Below are 20133 nucleotides of genomic sequence, written 5' to 3' on the forward strand. Positions count from 1 at the left end.
CGCCCGGGCCGTAGACCGCGGTGATGTGGGTGCCGTGCTGGTTGGTCGCCATCGGGCTCGGGGTGGAAGCGGAGCCGCCGTGGCAGGTGATGCACAGGTTGCGCGCCTTGTAGGCGATCACGGAGTCGGCAACCGCCTGGCTGATGGCGCCCGCGTCACGCAAGGTCGGCACCGCAAGCGTGGTCACCGAGTCGTCGATCACGCCGTTGTCCAGGATGTCGATAGAGTCCATGGCCAGCTGCTTGGAGTAGCGCGGGTTGTGGCCGAAGGAGCCCAACTCGCGCACCAGGAAGGCGTAGTTGAAGGCCGCACCCATGACGTTGGCACCCTGCTGACCGGAGCCCCAGTTGCGCTGGGCAAAGTGCGGCGCGTTCTGGGTGTAGACGAAGCCCTTGGCGGCCAACTGGGCACGGAGCACTTCCAGCAGGCTGACGAAGGAATCGCGCGCCAGCTGGCGCTGCTCTTCCGGCATGTTGGCGCCGTGGCAGGTGGTGCACACGGTGCTCACGCCGCTTCTGAAGGAGTGGCCGTAGGTGCCGTTTCTGTGGCACGAGACGCAGGGACCCTTGGCGTTGGTACTGCCCAGGTTGCTGTGGGTGGCGCCCAGGTCATAGTTGCGACCCGGGAAGTGGTAGCCGCCCTTGGCGTACATGGCGGCCGCGGCAGTCGCATAGTGCGGCTGGATGAAGGCCATGTTGGTGAAGTCGGCGTTGGCCTGCAGCTGCGTCGTGATCACCTGGCCGGTGTTGGTGCCGCTGTGACAGGTCACGCACAGGTTGGACTCGCCCACCGCCGGGTTGACGTAGGCCGGCTCGTTGGCGAACGGCTTGGACGGCTGCACGGTGCGCAGCGCACCGGTGACGATGTCGATGTGGCAGGCGCGGCAGGTGACCATCTCCTTGGTCTTGTCCGAAGCGACACCCCAAGCCGTGGTGACCTTGCCCGTGGAGAAGTTCACGAAGCCGGTGGTGGTGTGGCACTGCACGCAGCCGTCCATGGTCTTGAAGTCGTAGGAGGCAAATGCCGGTGCACTCCCCTTGGCGTGGCCGGAGGTGTACCATGCCTGGCGGATCGCCTGGTTGGTGACCGTCGAGAAGTGGCAGTCGGTGCAGGCGGCGCGCGAGGTGACGTAGGTCGCCGGGTAGGCGCCGGTGGTCATGTTGCCGTAGTGCAGCGTCTCCAGGTCGCCCTGCACCGCCGCGAAGGTGGAGTGCGGGTTGTGACAGGAGATACAGATAACGTTGGGGCCGATGTCGACCGTGTGGTTGGGGACGATGCCCAGGCCGTTGTAGTGGCACTCCTGGCAGACGCCGGGCTCGGCCTCAGGCAGGTGCGGGCCGCCCTTGTGGCAGGAGATACAGGTGACGCCCTTGGTTTTGTGCAAGGAGCGGTCGTAGCCCGCAAAGATGGATTCGGTGTGGCAGGCGGCGCAGAAGTAGCCGCCGACCGGACCGGCGCTGGCATTGAGGTTGGCGAAGGTGCTGGAATCGACCGTGGTCGTGTTGACCGGGGTCGGCATGGCGCCCGTGGTGTGGCAGGAAACGCAGGAGACGCCGAGGTACTTGTGGTTCGAGGAGGACCAGGAGATAAACGCCTGCGGGGTCGGGTAGATGCCGGTAGGGCCGTGGCAGCCGTTGCAGTCGGTCCTCATGGAGCTGATCAGCGAGTCGACGACCTTGACCTGGGTGGTCGAGGTGGCGACGGCCACGCCGCTTAAGTACTGGGTGAGACGGAACACGTAGGTCCCCAGCGTCATCGGAGTGAACTCGGGGTTCAAGGTGCCGGCGCCGGTCAGGGTGACCGCGGGGCCGCTGTCCTGGACCCAGGTGAAGGTGCCGCCCCCCTGCAGGGTGCCCCTCAGGGTCACCTTGGTGACGACCATGGCGGTCTGGTTCTCGCCGGCGTTGGCCCCGACCGCGGAGAAGACGGCCTGCACGGTCCTGGGACCGGTCACGTTGGTCACCGTGATGGTGGCCGGGGTGGAGCAGGGGTAGACGACCGGGCTGCCGGAAACGGTGGCCGTGCCGCCGGTGACGCCGGTCAACACTGCGCCGGCGTTCGGGCTGGCGGTGAGGGTGGCGTTGCTGCCGTAGGCGATCGAGGAGCTGGCCGGGGTGACGGTGCCGGGGCCGGAAGCGGTACCGGTCACGGTGTACTTCTGGATGGCGAAGCCGGCCACCAGGGCCTGCACCGATCCGTCCGACTTCTGCACCGTGGTGTAGTAATGGGTGGTGTAGTTACCGATCACCTGGGCTACGCCGCTCTTGGTCAGACTGGAAATCTTGTAGCCGGGGTTGGCGGTGACCCGCACCGGGACCGGGGCGGCCGTGGTGAAGTTGCTGTAAACGGTGGTACCTGCCACTGTCTGTACTGCATTGTTGCGGACCTGGAGCGTGCCGCCGGCACTCGTCAGCTTCGTCTGCAGCTGGAACGATGTTGCAGCCCAAGAGAGCGCCCCCGATATGATGGCCGTAGCAGCCAGAACAGCCAGTGTCTTTTTCAGCATAACCTTCCCCTGTCTCTCATCTTCTAGTGCGGGATTGGACGTATAAAGAGGTACGAAGTTGTCCTACAGGACGCATCTAGGAGCAAGAAGCATACCCGGTATACGTTACGTCATATGACGAAAGGGCAACTTTTTTCGGTGGGGCGTCAAACCCCCAGAGGCAGCGGGAGTTTTTTGGGAGAGGTGCAGTGGAGGCAGTTGGCGAATTTTAACGGCCAGCGGCGGTTGCAGCCCCCCTGGCGGGGGCGGTTCGGTGATATCACCGGAAGGGTTTTCGGAAAAAAGGATGGGATTGGCAATACAACGGTAACGGGAAGGTAACGGTGCAATGAAAAGGCGGTCACGAAAGATTCGACACCGCCCCCCGGGGAAGGATCAGGCTACTTTTTTCATGCGTTCCTTCATGCGCTCCATGTCGGCGCCCTCGAAGTCGAAGCTCTCGCCATGGTCTTTCATCATCAGCATGAAGGCGCTCAGGAGGTACTTGCGCTTGAAGCCGTCCTCCATCTCGACGATCTCCTGCATCTTGTTGCTGTAAAAGGACATGTAGCACTTGCCCAGCGCCTGGGTGATCTCCGCCATGGTCATCTGGTACGGCTCCACGATGGGACAGACCAGGTTGTACTTGGAGTAGTCGAAGACGCGGATGCGATCCTTCATCTGGGCGTGGATCGGGGTGAAGGGCATCGGGGTCACCACCGGGAACACGGCGATGTCCGGGTTCAGGTAGATGGCGGACTCGATGGTGCTGTCGATGGAATCCCAGGTCTCGGTGGGGAAGCCGATCATGAACGAGGCCTCGGTGATGATCTGAGCCTCCCGCAGCAGGTCCAGGGCATGCTTGTTCTGCTCGAAGCTGGTCCCCTTGTTCAGGCTCCCCAGCACGTCCTTGTCGGCGCTCTCGGCGCCAAGGTAGACATGGATGATCCCCGCCTCGCGGTACTTGTGCAGGATGTCGGCGTCGCGGATGATGTCCTCGACCCGGGTTTCGATCAGGAGGTGCACGCCCAGCTTGCGCTCGACGACCAGGTCCAGGAACAGTTCCCAGCGCTCGCGGTGCTTGGTCGGGTAGGCATCGATCAGGGTGAAGAAGCTGACGCCGTAGGTGCCGATGAGATGCTCCATCTCCTCGACCACCTTCTCAGGCTTTCTGCAGCGCCAGTCCTCGCGCCAGAACATGCGCTGGCTGCAGAAGGCGCAGTCCATGTCGCAGCCGCGCGAGGTGAGGATGGAGGCCATGCGGCCGTAGGGGGCCACCAGGTAGTTGTAGTCCTCCCAGTCCAGCAGGTGCCAGGCGGGCTGCAGGGTGTCCAGGTCCTCGATGTGCGGCTGCCGGCCGGTGTAGAGGACACGCTCCCCCTCCCGGTAGGCCACCCCCTTGACCGCCTTGGGGTCGCCGGCGCCGTTCAACGCCGCCAGCAGTTTCTTCAGGGTCTGCTCCGGTTCTCCGGTGATGATGTAGTCGACGCGGTTGTCCCGGTCCTCGAGAATCTCCTCGTACATGAAGCTCGGGTGGGGTCCGCCTAATAGCGTTACGGTTTGGCCACAAACTTCTTTGGCGATATTAAGAATTCGGAGGGCATAGGGAACGGTGGCGGTGCTGATGGCTCCGGTGACCGGCAGGTAGTCCAGGGTCATCACCAGGTCGGGCTGGTACTGCTCGATTTCGCGCCGGATGTCATCAAAGGAAAGCCGCTTGTTCATCGCATCGAAAATGCGTGCCTCGTGGCCGGTGTCGCAGGCGGCGCCGGCGAGGTAGGCCAGGTGCAGCGGAGGCCAGGTGCCGACGACCTGGACGCCCCAGCAGTGATACGGTGCGGTGATGAAGAGGATCTTGCTCATTAATTCTCCGATTTTGTTACAAAACTGTCCCACTGCAAGAATGATGCTATCTGCCGGAACCCCACGGATTCAGCTTCCCGATCACGAAGGAACTGCTCATGAGCAGCTTGGTGGCCCGCACCAGGTAACCGCGCCGGAAGGTGTCCTTCATGGTCATAAACTCCAGCATTTTACCCATATAGAACCTGCGGTAGCAATCATTAATTGCCGCCTGCAGTTCCTTGAGGCTCATGAACTCCGGTTCCAGCACCGGGTCAATGAAGTTGTACCGCGCATAGTCCTTTTCGCGGATTAACGGTGCCAACTCCGGCATTCCGCCATATGGCCACGGGGTCAGCGCAAAGAAGTTGGCGTTGTCCGGGTTGTAGCGCTGCGCGGTTTTGAGTGTCGCCCGCACGCTCTCCGGCGTCTCGTCCGGGAAGCCCACGATGAAGGAGGCCTCGCTGACGATGCCGTGGGCGTGGATGACGGAGAGTGCCTCGGCCGCCGCGTCCGTCTGTTGCTCCTTCCCCAGCCGCTCCAGCATCTGCCGGTCCGCGGACTCGATACCCAGGGAGATGTGCACCACCCCGGCCTTGGCGTATTTCCAGAAGATGTCGCGGTCTCGCAGGACGTCCTCGGCGCGGGTCTCCAGGATCAGGTGCACCGGCAGCGCCTGCTCGATCAGGAGGTCCAGCAAGCGCTCCCACCGGGCGGCGTCCCGGGTGGGGTGCTCGTCGGTGATAAGGATCGCGTTGACGCCGTAGCGCCGGTGCAGGAGCGCGACCTCCTGCGCCACCTTGACGGGCTCGCGGGCGCGCCAGGCCTTGCGCCAGAACTGCTGCTGGGAGCAAAAGGCGCAGTCGTGGCTGCAGCCGCGCGAGGTGCCGATGGCGGCGAAGCGGGAGTCGGGGATGACGAAGTAGCTATACAGGGACCAGTCCACCAGGTCCCAGGCCGGCGCCAGCGCGTCCAGGTCCTCGATCAGCGGCGCCGGCGGCGTCGCCTTGGCCTCGCCCCCCTCGCGGTACGCGACCCCCGGCACGCCCGCCGGATCTCCCCCCTCTTCCAGGGTCTTGAGCAGGGTCGCGAGCGTTTGCTCCCCTTCCCCGACCACGATGTAATCCACCGCCGCGGAGCTTCCCAGGATCTCCGGGTGCATGAAGCTCGGGTGGATACCGCCCAGGATGGTGATCACGGCAGGGTCAAGCGCCTTGGCGCTCTCCAGCACCCTGATGGCGTCGCCCACGGTCGCGGTCATGGCGCCGGTGGCGACGTAGCGCGGCGCCGCCTCTGCGATGCGCCGCTCGATCTCCGGGTAGCCGTCGCCGGTGGCCATGGCGTCGTAGATCTCGGCCTCGACCCCGGCCTCGCGCGCGGCGCCCGCCAGGTACACGAGCCCCAGGGGGAGCCAGCGCCCGGAGATTTCCGGGATGCCGCTGTGATAGGGCGGCGTCACCAGGAGGATTTTGTTGTTTGCTGCGCTCATGTCAGTTCCAGTCAAAGGCTCCCTCAGCCGGCCTTTCCACCCTCAAAAGCCTCCCTCACCCGGCCTTCGGCCACCCTCTCCCGGAGGGCGAGGGCACGACGCGCGGCCATCCTCTCCCGGAGGGCGGCGGGCAATCACGGGTCCACCCCTTCCCCCTCTGGGGGAAGGTGCCCCGCAGGGGCGGATGAGGGCGGGTACCCCTTACCGGCCAAGCCTCATCATGCCCGAGAAGGCGCCGCTGAAAAAGGCGATCAGCCAGCAGCTGTAGATGGTCAGGCTGACCCGGTGGAACACGCGGTTGACCGCGTCGGCGCGCCCGGCCAGGGTGGCGGCCAGGGCCAGCAGGAAATGGAAGGCCATCCCCGAAAGCGAGGCGAGCCCGGTGATGTTGTGGATCTGGGGCGCCTTGCCGAAGGCCTGCGCGTAGAGGTTCATCTGGTGCGTGCCGATGTAGTCGCACAAAAGGCCGATGCCGAAGATGACCAGGTGCTTGGTGCGCAGCCCCTGGCGCCGGCCGCTGAACACGGCCCAGGTGTAAAAGATGAGCGCCAGGGTCATCCAGAAGATGGCCACTGCCAGCATGGCGCCCGAGCCCTGGACGGACGGCATCACGGCTCACCCCCTTCTCCCGGCTGCATCCGGTCCAGGAGCTCGTGGAAGCGCCCGGCGTGGGCACGGCGCCCCCCCTCGGCACGGGAGCAGGCGTTGACGCCGCCGGCATGCCGCAGCAACAGGATCTCCTGGCGCGGCAAGAAGAGCCGGACCGGGACGAACCAGAGCAGCGACATAAGCAACAGGGCTGCCGCGCTCCAGATCAGGGGCACCCCGGCGTCCTGCACGAAATCGGCGACCACGGCCCTGCGGAACTCTGGCAGGGCGAGCCGGTAGCCGTCGCCGCTCGCCTCCCCGCCGAGGTGGGCGCTGCCGGCCCAGACCTGGCTCTCCCCCTTGAGCAGCCTGAACTGCAGGATGATGCTGCCGCTGGCGTAGGGATCGGCGCCCTCCCCGGGGACCATCTGGAAGATGAAGCGGTAGGGGGAGCCGGGAATCTGGAACGTGTCCTCCTTGCCCGGCGGGTAGATACTGAGCACGGCGAACTGCTCGAAGCCGCCGGGAAGATCGGGAGCGGAAAAACGCAACAGCGGCGCAATGGCGAGGTAGCGCGGGTAGAGGTAGTGGCCGCGGTGCGTGCCGGGCGGGTAGAGGCCGAAGTGGCGCTCCCCTCCCCCCTCGCCGGCGACGGCGATGTCCAGCGTGCGCTGCAGGAAGAGCCCGGGCTCCTCCTTGAGCACGATGCGCTGCACCAGGTCGCGGCTGACCGGCAGCGCCTCCCCCTCCAGCACGACCTGGCGGTGCGTGACGCGTCCGGTGAGGCTCACAAGGATGCCGCAGAAGAGAAGCACCATGCCCAGCAGGTAGAGAAAGCGGGCGGGGAAAATGGTGCAGCCGCGCCGGGCGGCCAGGTAATCGGCACCGGTACGGACGGCGTAGCCCTGCTCTGCCAGGCGTTTCCCCTCCTCCTCGATAGCGGCTGTTTGCGGCAGTGCGACCTCGTCGTCGAAGAGTCCGGCGGGATCGATCCCCGCCGCGCCGGCAAGGGCCCGGCACCGCTTGAGGAACGAGCGGCTCTCGGCGACCAGGCGGGCGGCGCCGTTCAGGGGCACCAGCGCCAGCAGGGCGATCAGCGCCGGGTTGCCGCGGGTGATCGCCATGAGTGCGGTGAGCGGCTCGTTGCTGCCGAAGGCGATCCCCACGTAGAGGAGCAGGAACAGGGCGAGCACGCAGGAGGTGACGGCGGGCGAGGTGGCGGCCTTCATGGCTATGGATACGGGACGGCTCATTTCCCCATCCCCTTGCCGTGGGCGGTTACCTGCACCGTGCTCTCCCAGGTGTTCAAGAGCATCATGGCGTCGATGACCACGGCGTCCCCCCTGACCGAACAGGCTACCGGCACCGGGTTGCAGCCGCCGGGCTTGCCCACCGTCTCCAGCGGGATCAGCGTCCGGCAGTAGTAGCAGATCACCGCGTTGCCGGCCTGGCCGTACCCTTCCGGCTGGCAGATGGCGCAGGCATCCAGGGTGGTGACCAACTGGCCCGCCGGGGTGAGCATGACGAAGAAGCGCGCCTCGCGGCTCCCCTGGCGGTAACTGAACTTGTGCAGCATGCCGTCCTCGAGATCGACCTCACCCTTCTTGGGGATGGCGATCTGCCCCGCCGGGGTCGCGGTGACCTCGATCGGTTTCGGATCCCAGTACTCGGTGGCGGGAAAGCGGCTCTGGTAGGCGGCGCCGGTGAGAAACAGCAGCGCGAGCAGCGGAGCGGCCAGGCGCAGACGGCGCTCGCGGATGAAGGCAGCGAGCAGCTTGCGCCGCGCCGCCCCCTGGCGGATGTGGGCCACCGACGGCAGCCGCTCCAGCCTGAGTGCCAGCGCAATGAAAAGGACCGGGAGATACCAGAGCGCGAGTCCGCCCCAAAGCCCCACCTTGTCGCCGAAGAGGAGCCCGATGTAGCCCCAGACGTCGCTGCGGAAGAAGGGGTGGTCCGGGATCAGCATCGACTCGAAGAACTGGTGCACGAAATCGTGGATGAACTTCATCACCTCCATGGAGAGCGGCGAGAAGAGGTCGAGCCGCTGCACCGAGCAGGCCATGACCATCAGGGCCGACACCACCAGCGCCAGGAGCGGGATCCCCCGCGGCGCCAGCCGCTCAGGCAGGTATTTGGCCAGGAAGGCGGCGCCCAGGGCCACGACGGCCCCGGCGCCGGCAAGCGAGAGGTACGGGATCAGGCGCACCGCGCCGCCGTCCAGCGGAGCCAGGCGGCAGAGCGTGAGCGCTCCGGCCAGCACGCCGACAGAGACCGCCGCCGCGCCCGCCGCGATCGGGCCGGGAGCAGGGGGCTCCGCCTCGGAGCGGGTGGAGCCGCTGCGGTACAGGGCCCACACCGAGGCACCCCAGAGCAGCAGGAAGATGACGCCGCAGATGCCGCGCAGCGGGCGGAAGGGGATCTCCCCCCCCACGTAGGCGAGCAGCAGGTTCTCCCCGGCGACCCCCGCCACGAATCCCGCCGCGGCAGCGACGGCGGTCGCGGTCCCGGCCAGGCTGGGGGATAGCACCGGCACCAGGATCGCCCAGCAGAGCAGCTGGGGTATCACCTTGAGCGCGGTCAGCACCCTTTGGTTCTCTCTTCGCGCACCAGGCAGCCGTCGTCCATGTGGATGGTGCGGTCCCCCCAGGCGGCCACTTCCTGGTTGTGGGTCACCATGACGATGCTGAAACGGTCCTCGTCGCGCAGTTCGCGCAGCAGTTCCATCACCATGGTGGTGCTCTTGTGGTCGAGGTTGCCGGTCGGCTCGTCGCCCAGGAGGAGCCTCGGGGAGTTGATGATGGCGCGCGCGATGCAGACCCGCTGCTGTTCGCCGCCGGAGAGCTCGCCGGGACGGTTCTTGAGCCGGTGCCCGAGCCCCACCCTTTCCAGGGCGTGGCGCGCCTCGGCCTCGTCCGGCACGCTGTGGAAGTACTGCGACATCATCACGTTCTCCAGCGCGGTCAGGTACGGGATCAGGTGGTGCTGCTGGAAGATGATGCCGACGCAGTCGCGGCGGAAGCGGGCCAGGCCGTCCTCGGAGAGGGTGGCGAGGTCGGTGCCGCGCACGGTGATCGAGCCGCCGCTCGGGCGGTCCAGCCCCCCCAGCAGGTTCAAAAGGGTGCTCTTGCCCGAGCCGGAGTGCCCCATCACCGTGAGCCACTCCCCCTCGGGGACGCACAGGTCCAGGGGCTTCAGCGCGCAGATGTCGCCGTAGCTTCGGGTAAGTTGGGATGTTTCTATGATGGCAGCAGCCATGCGGTTGCCCTCTCGTTTCGAGCTCCTCCCCCCGGAGGGGGGAGGTTGGGAGGGGGGAAGTCTGTGCCTTGAACACCTCCCCCTCCCTAACCCTCCCCCTCCGGGGGAGGGGAACTTCGGTTCTCTCTCTTCGGTCTTTCATCCCCCCGACGTCTTGCCTGTGTCGTCCCCCTCTCCCTCCGGGAGAGGGTCGGGGTGAGGGCGCTGCATCTCTGGGTATGTCGGAAGGGTGCGGAGCGGGCTATGGCACACCCCTCACCCGGCCTTCGGCCACCCTCTCCCGGAGGGCGAGGGGGTGGACAGGCGGGAATTACTCCCCTCTCAGGCTCTGCACCGGGTCCAGCCGGAACACCGACAACAGCGGCCCGACGCTCCCCGCCAACGCGAGCAGCAGGCTCACCCCGATGGCGACCGGGAAGAACTCCGGCCGGAGCGCCGCATCCGCGGCGAACACGCTGCGCGCGACGAATTTGGCGATCAGGCCGCCCAACAGGAAGCCCCCGGCTCCGGCGCCCACCCCCAGCAGCAGCGCCTCGACACTGAAGATGGTGAGGAGGTCCCAGCGCGAGCCTCCCATGGCCTTCATCAGCCCGATCTCCTTGCCGCGCTCCAGCACGGTGGTGCTCATGGTCCCCGCCACGCTGCTCCCGGCGGTCACCAGCACCACCGCGGTAACGAGCAGCATCAACAGCTGCACTTTGCCCAAAAGGTCCTCGCTGGTGCGCCCGACCTGGCGCAATTCCTTCACCACCGCGCCGGGAAGATGGCGCTGCAGCAGGGCCGCCTGATCCTGCAGGCTACCCTGCACCGTATCCGCCAGCAGCCGCACCTGGCTCACCTGCCCCGGCCGGCCCATCTGTCGCTGCAGTTCCTTCAGATCGATGAAGAGGGTGCCGTCCTCGTCGCCGCCGGTGCTCACCACGCCGGCGACGCGCACCCGCAGGTTCCCCTCCCCTCCGGCAAAATCGAAAAGATCACCGGTGTGAATGTGGTAGCGCGGGGTGAGGTCACTTCCTCCCAGCACTTCCCCTTCCCTGGGCCAGTCCCCGGCGACCTGCCACCACGGCGAAATCCGGCGCACCTGGGCAAAGTCCACCCCTTCGCACGGGATCTGCACCCCCTTCAGGGTGAGCGTCCCCTTGAGGTGCCAGGAGTAATTCCCCTTCACGCCGCTCTTGGCCAGCGCGGCGAGGACCTGGTCCTGGGACAGGTAGGCGGGGTCGCCGATGGCCCCGAAACGCAACCCGCCGCTGCCCACTTCGACGCGCGCGCTCTCGGGCATAATGACCAGGTTGGCGCCGTACTTTTTGGTCTCCTCGGCCACCCGCGCCCGCATCGAGGCGGAGACGAGTCCGAGGGCGGTGGCGAGGCTGGAGGCCAGGGTCAGCACGGCCAGGAGCAAGAGCGTGCGTCCCCTGCGGTGGACCAGGGCGCGCAACACGATATGGGTCAGCCAGCGGCGCCTGGTCATATCATCCCTTCAGCACCCGCACCGGCTCGACGGCAAGCGCCCTTTTTAGGGGAGCCGCGCTCCCGGCCAGGGCCACCGCGAGGGCGGCGCCGATGGCGGTCGGGAAGAGCCACAGCGGGGAGGTTACGGTGGAATCGAACACGGTGTGGCTGATGACGACGGCGAGCCGGTCCCCGGCGAGATACCCGAGAAGGCCGCCCAGGAGGGAGATGACCAGGGTCTCCCCCAGAAAGATGGCGGCGATCTGGAACCGGTCGGCACCCATGGTCTTCATCAGGGCGATTTCGGGGCTTCTCTTGGCCATGGAGGCCATGAGGCTCGAGGAGACGGCACAGGCGGCGGAGAAGAGGGCCAGCACGGTGAGCAGGAGCATCAGGCTCTCCAGCTTCTTGAGGAGCGCCCCCTCGGCGCTGGCGATCTGCCAGATGGGCTTGGCGCGGCTGCCCCCCATCACTTCCTCCACCCCCTTGGCCACCGAGGTCACGTAGGCGGTGCAGTACCACTTCTCGTACTCCTCGCGGGTCATCAGGGAAGGGTCCTTGCGGCCGAAGTCGTCCATGGGGACGGTGAGGGCGCTCACCAGCACGCGGGAGAGCTGCCCCGGCTTGTTCAAAAGGGTCTGCACTTCGGCCAAGGGCGCGAAGAGCTGCTCCTCCTCGAAACCGCCGGTGGTGGCGACGCCGACGATCCGGAAGGTGCGGCTCTTGCCGCCGGCCACAGCCGTGATGTCAAAACCGGGGCCTACCTTGAGGCGCTTGGCCAGCGCCGCGCCGATCACCGCCTCGTCCGGCGTCTCCGGCCAGCGTCCGTTCAGGTCCCACCAGGGCGCGGTCACCTTGACTCCCTGGATCGAATCCGGCTCCCCCGGCACCTGCAGCGGCCTGCCGAACCAGGTGCCGGCCACGACGCCGCGCTGCCGCCCGGCCGCCGAGGCAAAATCGACCTGCCCGAAGAGGTACGGGGCGAAGCCGACGATGTTGTGTTTCCAGAAGATGGTCTTGATCTTGGGGAGGTCGTCGGACCTGAGCGCCCCCGCCTCCCCCGCCGCCGGCTCCAGCACGATGTTGGCGCCGTAGCTCCTGAGCTCCAGCGCCATCTTGTGCGACAACTCGCCGGAAATGCCGAGGAAGGCGGTGGCGACCGCCGAGCCCATGACGATGGACAAAAGCACCAGGAGCACGGGCTTCGGGCGCTTCAGGAAAGAGTTTTTCAGGATGCGGATCAGCATCCGCACCCGTCCCCGTTAAGGGTTGCGCGCAGTTCCGCCGGGAGGCTGTCGGTGAGGCGGGCGACCTTGGCCTTCAGCTTTCTCCAGGCCATGACGCCCCAGACCACCAGTACCACCATGAGCACGTGCTTCACCATCAGGGCCGGCACCTGCTGCTTGTCCGCGAAGTGGTTCCACTCGAAGCTCACGTAGAAGATGGTGCGCGGCACGCCCCCCAGGATGATCCACCAGAAGGCGAAGCGGAAGAAGCGCACCATGAGCCGGTGCGTCTTCAGGAAGAAGAGCGCCGCCTCGGGCGTGCCCAGCGCGGCCTCGACCCGGTGCACCGCGTACAGGCAGAAGGCGGAGGCCGCCAGCATGGCCGTGGCGACGTCGTGGAAGTAGTTGTTCATCATCACCGCGACCCCGAGCCAGGGGGACTGCTGCAGCAGCGAAGTCAGGTACTGGTTCATTTCGTTCATTTACAGGACTCCCTTCGCCTTCAGCTCTTCCCGCTCGCGGGCGAACTGCTTGAACGCCCTCCCCTGCGGGTACTGGATCATCCACGAGGTGATGTGCGACATGGGGAAGCCGCGCCACCCCACCTGCGGGATGCGCGACAGGATGCGCGGGATGGTGAACAGCTCGGCGCGCAGCTTGACGATGGCGTCCTCGCGGAACTCCACGCTCATGGCGGGATCGTCGTGGGAGAAGACCGCGTGGTTGCCGTCGAAGGAATCCCAGTCGTGACCGGGAATGAGGTACGGCTCGTAGATCTTGTACAGCTCGGTCCCCGGGAAGGGGGTGGTCATCACCGGGTGCGCCGAGACCTTCAGTTCGTCGCACAGCTTCAGGATCCCCTCGTAGTCCTCGGGGCGGTCCTGGCGTCCGCCGATCATCATGAAGAGCATCACCTCGATGCCGGCGTCGCGGATCTTCTTGATGGCGTCGCGGCGCTGGCGCCCCTGCTTGTTGGTCGCCTTGTATTCCTCGAGGCTGCCGATGTTGTTCGATTCCCAGCCGACCAGCACCGCGGTGAGCCCGGCGCTGCGGGCGTTCTTCAGCAGTTCCGCCGAGCGGGGGTGATCCACCGAGACCAGGTCCCCGGAGCCGAACCACGACTTGCCGGTCAGGTTCTTGCCCATCTCGCGGTAGAGCTCGATGGTGTAGTTCATGTTGACGCCCCAGACGTTGTCGTCGATGCCCCAGAACAGGCGTCGCTTGCTGGCGGCGATCTCGGCGACCACCTCGTCGATGGGGCGCACGCGCACCTTGCCGCCGAAGAACTCGTGCACCGAGCAGAAGGTGCAGCGGTGCGGGCAGCCGCGCGAGGTCTGGAAGTAGCCGTAGACGTAGTTGGTGTTCCAGAGGTTGGTGACCGGATGCGGCAGCCCCTTCAACTCCGGGAAGCCACCCTGGTACACCGGCTTCAGGCTCCGCTTCTCGGCGTCGTCCAGAAGTCCCTTCCAGATCTGCTCCGCCTCGCCCAGAACGATGGCGTCGGCGTGAGCCGCCGCCTCGTCGGGGAGCGCGGTGACGTGGATGCCGCCCAAGAGGACCTGTTTCCCCTGTGCCCGCAGCCGGTCCGACACCCGGTACACCCAGGGGGCCTGCGGCGTGAGCACGGTGAAGCCGATCAGGTCGGCGTCGAGCCGGTCCGGGTCGAACACCTCCTTGTTGGCGTCGATCAGCTGCACCTCGACGTCCGGGCGAACCTGGAGCGTCAGCCCTGCCAGGTACTCCAGCACGGGGGGGGCGATGGGGAGCCCCTTCGATTTTTGCCCCTTTTCACCGAACGGGGGAGAGATGAGTACGAGCTTCATGAGTGGTGCGTCCTATTGCTAATGAAAGCAGGTGGCTAGACCGGCTTCGGTGCGAGATGGCGTCGTAGCCGGAATATCTCAGATACTGTGAGATATTGCAATGGTCCTTAAGCCTCATGTGCGATTCATGAGGCCGAGAAACAAAGGCGGGCGAATGATTATTCGCCCCTACGGTCGCCGCGTCCCCCCTCTCCCTCCGGCCGCCGTGTCCCCCCTCTCCCTCCGGGAGAGGGTCGGGGTGAGGGCGCGGTTCTTTCTACACATGCTGGCCATTTCTCTGCTCTACCGAGGCACATCCCTCACCTGGCCTCCGGCCACCCTCTCCCAGAGGGCGAGGGGATGGACGGGGAGGTGCAGCCCTAGCCTTTGCACGCCACGTACTCACTGAATGCGGCGCGTAGCGCGGCCGGCACGAGTTGCGGGCCCTCTCCTGCATTCCTGCCTGTGCAGCATGCTCACGGGCCTTTGCTCCTGCCCACGCACTGCGCGAGGTTCCTACGGTACAGTTCGTTCTCCGGGTCGAGGCGCAGGGCTTGGACCAGGTGCTGCCGCGCCTCATCCATCCGCCCCTGCCTCTGGTAGAGCATGGCGACGTTGTTGTGAGCATCCGCCGAGCGCGGGTTGAGTGTAAGGACGGTAGCAAAGGCTTGCAGCGCCTCGCCGAACCTGCTCTGGCCCAGGTAGAGCATGCCGAGGTTGTAATATGTCTCCGGGAACCGGGGGTCGAGGTTCAGGGCGGCCTTGTACTCTCTCTCCGCCTCGCTGAATCGCCCCGTCTTGTCGTAGACCACGCCGAGGTTGGTGCGCGCCTCGATGTTGTTCGGCCTGATACGCAGGGCCTCGGAGTACTCCCTGACCGCCTCGTCGTAGCGTCCCTGCGACTCGTACACGACGCCCAGGCTCGTGTGCCCCCCCGCGTCGCCGGGCGCATCGTGGACCCATCTCTCCTTGAAGACCGCATCGTTGTCCCAGGCGTGGTTGCGCTGGACGCTCGCAAAAGCGAGGACCGCCACCAGGAGCCCTCCGGTCAGCAGTACCCCCCGCTGCCAGGGTGCCGCCCCGCTCCGTTGCGCCGTCCGCTCCCAGGCCATCAGCAGGCCGGTACCTGCCAAAAAGGCAAGGCCCACGGAGGGGATGTAGAGATAGCGCTCCGCCATGAGAGCCGGCGCCAGCACGCCCGGTATCCCCGATACCGGCGCCAGGGTGATGAGTATCCAGCACATGCTGAAGAAGATCCTGCGGTCGGCCCTCCAGGCCGGGATCGTGGCGGCGACGACGAGCAGGAGCACGGCAAGCGGCGCCAGCACGTCCACGGCCAAGAAGCTCTGCTGCATCGGGAGGTCGTAGAACACCTTCAGGTCGGCCGGGAATACCAGGAGCCGCAGGTAGCGCGCCAGTAGGCCGAAGGAGGTGTAGACCCGCTCGACCAGGGGGGGACCGCCCCAGGTCGCCGCCTCCAGGATCATCGTCCTGAGCAGCAGATAGGGAACCGCGGCCAGGGCGAACAACAGCGGCAGACGGAGCCTGGTGCGGAAGCCCCCCGAGCCGAAAGAGAGCTCGTGCAGCAGGACGAGCGCGGGGAGCGTTATCGACATCTCCTTGGCGAGGAGCGATAGGAAGAAGGCGCCCAGGGAGAGGATGAGATCCGCCACCCTGCTCCCATCCTTGAAGCGGAGGTAGCAAAGGAAGGAGAGCAGCATGAAGATGGCGCAGAGCGACTCGTTGCGGGCCGAGATCCACGCCACCGCCTCGCTGTGAACGGGATGAACGGCAAAAACCAGCGCCGCGAAAAAGGCGGCCCCGTGCGAGCGCAGGAACTTGGCCGCGGCCAGGAAGCAACAAAGCGACGCGGCAACGTGCAGCAGGGCGTTGGTCAGGTGATAGCCGAAGGGGTTTTCGCCCCAGAAGGCGTAATCCAGTGCGAGGGAAGCCTTGAAGAGGGGGCGGTAGTAGGGGGCCGGAGTGGCATCGGTGAGGCTTCCATACCAGACATCGGTGCTGAACATGAGCGGCAGGTTCAGCAGGCTTCGTACCAGGGAGTCTTCCTTGATGAGGCGGACGTCGTCCCAGACAAGGCCCATGAAGAGGGTGTTGCCGTAGACGGCGAAGGCAACCAGGCACACGAGCGCCAGCAGCCCCCAGACCGGAATCGCGGGGACCCCGGGGGCAACTGCGCATCCTGGCAGGTTGTCGCGTCGAGACGTCATGGCATCACTTTCCCTTGGCTGTCTCCAGCGCCCGGAACTCGAGGAACGCCTTTCTCAGCGCCGCCTGCACGATGCCCGAGGCGATGTGCGCGTTGGGGAACCCCTTGAGCGGGAGCGCTTTCAGCCTCCTCAGGATCCGGGGCCAGGTGAAGGAATCGACCCAGAGCTGCTTCAGGGCCTCTTCGTGCGCAAGGTTGTCGCCGCCTTGCTGCGTCAATATCGAGTGCATGCCGTCGTAGTAGTCCCACTCCCCGAAGTGCAGGGTGTCCTGTCGCAATTCCTGGTACATGGCGGTGCCGGGATAGGGGACCACCATCACCGGGTGCGGCGTGACGGCGAGCCGGTCGCACATCTCCAGCACCCGCTGGTACTCGTCCAGGGATTCGTTGCGCGCGCCGAGCATGATGAAGAGCACCACGTCGATGCCGTTGTCCCGGATCTTCTTCAGGGCCTCCTCGCGCTCGTCGAGCATCTTGGGCGTGGCGCCGTACTCCCTGAGGGTGGCGTCGGAGAAACTCTCCCAGCCGATCCAGACCTGCATCAGCCCCGAGCGCCGCGCCCATCTGAGCATCTCCTCGCCCATCGGGTGCTGCACGGAGGCGATGCTGGTCTCGCCGACCCAGTGGATGCCAGGCAGGGACGTAGCCATCTCACGGAACAGGTCGGTGTAACGGGGCACGTTGGGACCCCAGCTGTCCGCGTCGGTGCAAAACCACATCTTGTGCTTGCAGCTGCCAAGGTCGAGGATCACGTCCTCGATGGGGCGGTAGCGCATGTGGTGGCCGTGCAACTCGGGTGTTGCGCAGAATTTGCAGTCGTAGGGACACCCCCGGGAGGTGAAGAAGGAACGGAACACGTAGCCGGGCGCCAGGTCGCGCCGCGGGAAGGCGGCACCATCCACCGGCAGGAGCTGGCCGTGGTAGAACGGCTGCATCTCCCCACGCTCCACGTCCTCGAGCACGGTCGCCAGCACGCTCTCGGCCTCCCCCACCACTACGCTGTCCGCGTGCTGTTTCGCCTCGTCCGGGAGCACCGACGGATGAGGCCCGCCGAGCATCACCTTGACGCCGCGGGCGCGGAGGCGGTCGGCGGTGCGGTAGGCCCAGGAGGACTGGTGGGTGAGGATGCTGATGCCGACCACGTCGGCGCAGAGCTCATCGACCTCGAAGCGTTCGACGTTGGCGTTGATGAGACGGATGTCCGCGTCGGGGCGGACGCGGGAAGTGAGACCGGCAAGATATTCGAGGACCGGCGGCATGAGCGGCATGCTCCTGACCTGCTCACCGGCGTGCCCCAGGGGGGGAAAGATGTAGATGATTTTCATGCTTTGCCTTTAAAAACCCTCGCCCTCCGGGAGAGGGTGGCCGCAGGCCGGGTGAGGGAGGCGCCACGAAGGGATAACAGAGCCGATTGCAGCGCCCTCACCCCGCCCCTCTCCCAAGGGGAGAGGGAGGTTGTGACTCATGTAGTTCAGCGATGTGCGCCGCAAAGTGCCGCCACCGTCCGGTCAAACTCGTCCTTGGCCAGGGCCTGGTAGAAATCGCCCCGCGCGCCAAGCTCGAGCACCTTGCCGCTTGCGGACTCTCTTACCACTCCGGTGATCTCCCGACGGTAGTAGACCAGGCGCCAGACCAGGGCGATGAGCGCCAGCACGAAACCGGCATAGATGAACTCGCGGCCGTATTCCTTGGTGACCAGGAGCCGCACCCAGAAGTTCTGTTCCATGAAGCCCAGGCGCAGGCCGTTGTCGAGCAGCACAGCCTCGCCGGGGTGCACGGTCCCGGATGCCACCGGCCGCCCTTCCCTCGTCACCTCGAGGTGGAAGGCGGGGTTCTTGAACTCGTCGCTCCGGCTGGAGTCCTTGCCGTCGACAACCACGTGGTCGGGGTAGTACCAGGCGGCGACCTCGTACCCCTGCATGCGGAAGTGGTCCCGCTTCCCCTTGAGCACGTCAAGTTTTACGTAGGCGCCATCGATTTCTTTGCCCGCAGCGTCCTGCAGCACGAACAGTGGCGAGATGCCGAGATCGTTGAAGAGCACCGATGCGTAACCGGTCTTGTAGGGCTGGTTGATGTCGACCTCGTGCTGCACTCCAGCCTCGTCCTTGAGCACGATCTTGATCCCGGTCGCCACCCCCTGCGAGACCTCCGGGCGCACCGACTCCAAAAGGAACTTCACCTCGGGCGGCCCGCCTCCGGAGCGCGGGAGCTCGGGAGAGGCGTTGTAACGGGAAAGCTCGCCCAGGAAAGGCTCGTGCTCGGCGACGTCCACGAATCCGGTAAAGCGGCTGTAGAAGAGGATCAGTGCGCCGACCAGCAGCAGGAAAAAGCTCAGGTGGAAGACGAGCGTCGCCAGAGGGGAGCGACGGTTCTTGATGGCGAAGAAGCGCCCGGCGTCGCCGTGCACCTGGTATCCCTGTGCGGCAAGGGCCGCGGGGACGCCCTCAAGGGCCGCCTCCGACAGTTCCACAGTGTAGCTGAAGGGGGCCTTGCCGTGGCGCTCCAGCGCCTTCTCCGGGTCCACGTTGACCTTGGCGAGCACCAGCGGGATGCGTTGTTTCATCACCAGTAACAGGTTCAGGAAGAAAAAGCCCCAGAGCACCAGGGTGACCGGCGCGGTGAAGATGGCAGTGAGGTCCAGCGCCCGGTCGATCTGCGCCAGGACCGGCGAAGCCTGCTGCCACTTCTGGTAGGCCACCTTGCCCACCAGCGAACGCTGCGGCAGGAAAAAGCCGATGGAGAGGACACCGATGAGGGCGACCAGCAGCCAGATGGTGCAGCGCAGCGAACCGAGGTATTTGAGGGTGCTTTTGAGCATGGCCGATTATGACATCTTGAAGACGTGCACCGAACTCTTCATCAGGATGGAGACGCCGAAGAAGTTGATGATGACGGTGAGGAGTGCCGCGATCATGAGCCAGGAGAAGCGGGTGCCGCGCCACCCCATGGTGACGCGCAGGTGGATGGCGGCGCCGTACATGAGCCAGGAGATGAGCGACCAGGTTTCCACCGGATCCCAGCTCCAGTAGGCGCCCCAGAGGTCCTTGGCCCAGATCGAGCCGGCGGCGATCATGATGGCGTTGGTGATGAAGCCGAAGACCAGGTACTTGAACATGAGGTCGTCGAGCCGCTCCGGAGAAAGATCGGCGAAGCGGTCGGGGACTGGCTCCGCAGGTGCCTGTCCCCTTTCCTTGGCCGCGCGCTCCTTCAAGAGATAGATGACCCCGGCCGCCATGGCCAGTGCGTAGGCCCCGAAGGAAAGCCAGGCGAAGAAGACGTGGATGGCGAGCCAGAACGATTTCAGGGTGGCCGCCATGGGAGCGAGGCTCGGGTTGCGCATCACCCCGTACCCCATGATGAGCATGGTAGTGGGGACGGTGGCCACCGCAAAAACGCGCAGCGACTTTTGGCGCCAGGCGACGAACAGGGTGGAGGCGATGATGAACCAGCCCCCCATCAGGCCGTTTTCGTAGTCCGTGCTCCAGGGGAAGTGTCCCTGCGCGAAGTAGCGGGCGGCCACGGCGCCGGTGTGCACCAGCAGGCCGATGCCGATCAGGACCAGCAGTTTGGGCACCACCTTCTCGTTTCTGAACACGAGGGCATAGATGTACCCGCCGGCGGACAGGGCGTAGATCACCAGGGAGAGCCAGAAACATATTGCTTCGTAGTAGGCCAAGCGATCACCTCACCTAAAAACAGGATTCACAGGGATAAAAGGGATAAAGGGGATGGAAACCAAAACGCTTTGTTTTTATCCCTTGTATCCC

General features: G+C 65.7%; 15 protein-coding genes. All 15 read right to left on the reverse strand.

Going from position 1 to position 20133, the window contains the following annotated elements:
• On the reverse strand, nt 1-2506 hold a 2506-nt coding region (locus tag H7687_RS21075; RefSeq protein WP_183351122.1), incomplete at its 3' end, for an InlB B-repeat-containing protein.
• Nucleotides 2507-2881: 375 nt separating this feature from the next.
• Nucleotides 2882-4348, reverse strand: coding sequence for a B12-binding domain-containing radical SAM protein (locus tag H7687_RS21080; protein WP_183351124.1), 1467 nt, complete (start codon nt 4346-4348; stop codon nt 2882-2884).
• Nucleotides 4349-4394: 46 nt separating this feature from the next.
• The gene (locus tag H7687_RS21085) at nt 4395-5816 is read right to left on the reverse strand and encodes a B12-binding domain-containing radical SAM protein (protein ID WP_183351126.1); all 1422 of its coding nucleotides are present in this window, start codon (nt 5814-5816) and stop codon (nt 4395-4397) included.
• A gap of 201 nt (nt 5817-6017) precedes the next feature.
• Nucleotides 6018-6425: an HsmA family protein gene (locus H7687_RS21090; protein ID WP_246405056.1), complete on the reverse strand. Its 408-nt coding sequence runs from the start codon at nt 6423-6425 to the stop codon at nt 6018-6020.
• The gene (locus tag H7687_RS21095; RefSeq protein ID WP_183351128.1) at nt 6425-7657 is read right to left on the reverse strand and encodes a hypothetical protein; all 1233 of its coding nucleotides are present in this window, start codon (nt 7655-7657) and stop codon (nt 6425-6427) included. Before H7687_RS21095 ends, H7687_RS21090 begins: the two co-directional genes overlap by 1 nt.
• Nucleotides 7654-8988 carry a DUF2318 domain-containing protein gene (locus tag H7687_RS21100; protein ID WP_183351130.1) on the reverse strand — a complete coding sequence of 445 codons (1335 nt, stop codon included), beginning with the start codon at nt 8986-8988 and terminating at the stop codon, nt 7654-7656. The genes H7687_RS21095 and H7687_RS21100 overlap by 4 nt, the downstream gene beginning before the upstream one ends.
• Nucleotides 8982-9659 (reverse strand): ABC transporter ATP-binding protein, encoded by a 678-nt coding sequence (locus H7687_RS21105; protein ID WP_183351132.1) that lies wholly within the window; start codon nt 9657-9659, stop codon nt 8982-8984. The genes H7687_RS21100 and H7687_RS21105 overlap by 7 nt, the downstream gene beginning before the upstream one ends.
• A gap of 310 nt (nt 9660-9969) precedes the next feature.
• Nucleotides 9970-11130 carry an ABC transporter permease gene (locus H7687_RS21110; protein WP_183351134.1) on the reverse strand — a complete coding sequence of 387 codons (1161 nt, stop codon included), beginning with the start codon at nt 11128-11130 and terminating at the stop codon, nt 9970-9972.
• Between the two features lies 1 nt (nt 11131).
• Complete coding sequence (locus H7687_RS21115; protein ID WP_183351136.1) at nt 11132-12358, reverse strand: ABC transporter permease; 1227 nt, start codon at nt 12356-12358, stop codon at nt 11132-11134.
• Nucleotides 12352-12819 carry a hypothetical protein gene (locus H7687_RS21120; protein WP_183351138.1) on the reverse strand — a complete coding sequence of 156 codons (468 nt, stop codon included), beginning with the start codon at nt 12817-12819 and terminating at the stop codon, nt 12352-12354. Before H7687_RS21120 ends, H7687_RS21115 begins: the two co-directional genes overlap by 7 nt.
• Nucleotides 12820-14160, reverse strand: coding sequence for a B12-binding domain-containing radical SAM protein (locus H7687_RS21125; RefSeq protein WP_183351140.1), 1341 nt, complete (start codon nt 14158-14160; stop codon nt 12820-12822).
• Between the two features lie 455 nt (nt 14161-14615).
• The gene (locus H7687_RS21130; RefSeq protein ID WP_183351142.1) at nt 14616-16367 is read right to left on the reverse strand and encodes a tetratricopeptide repeat protein; all 1752 of its coding nucleotides are present in this window, start codon (nt 16365-16367) and stop codon (nt 14616-14618) included.
• Nucleotides 16368-16371: 4 nt separating this feature from the next.
• On the reverse strand, nt 16372-17691 hold the full coding sequence (locus H7687_RS21135; RefSeq protein WP_183351144.1) for a B12-binding domain-containing radical SAM protein: 1320 nt from the start codon (nt 17689-17691) through the stop codon (nt 16372-16374).
• Between the two features lie 146 nt (nt 17692-17837).
• A complete protein-coding gene (locus tag H7687_RS21140; protein WP_183351147.1) occupies nt 17838-19184 on the reverse strand; it encodes a cytochrome c biogenesis ResB family protein in 1347 nt (448 codons plus the stop codon).
• Nucleotides 19185-19190: 6 nt separating this feature from the next.
• Nucleotides 19191-20042, reverse strand: a complete 852-nt coding sequence (gene ccsA / locus H7687_RS21145) for a cytochrome c biogenesis protein CcsA (RefSeq protein WP_183351149.1) — start codon at nt 20040-20042, stop codon at nt 19191-19193.
• Between the last annotated feature and the right edge of the window lie 91 nt (nt 20043-20133).

This window comes from Geomonas paludis, from assembly GCF_014193585.1.
Classification (GTDB): domain Bacteria; phylum Desulfobacterota; class Desulfuromonadia; order Geobacterales; family Geobacteraceae; genus Geomonas; species Geomonas paludis.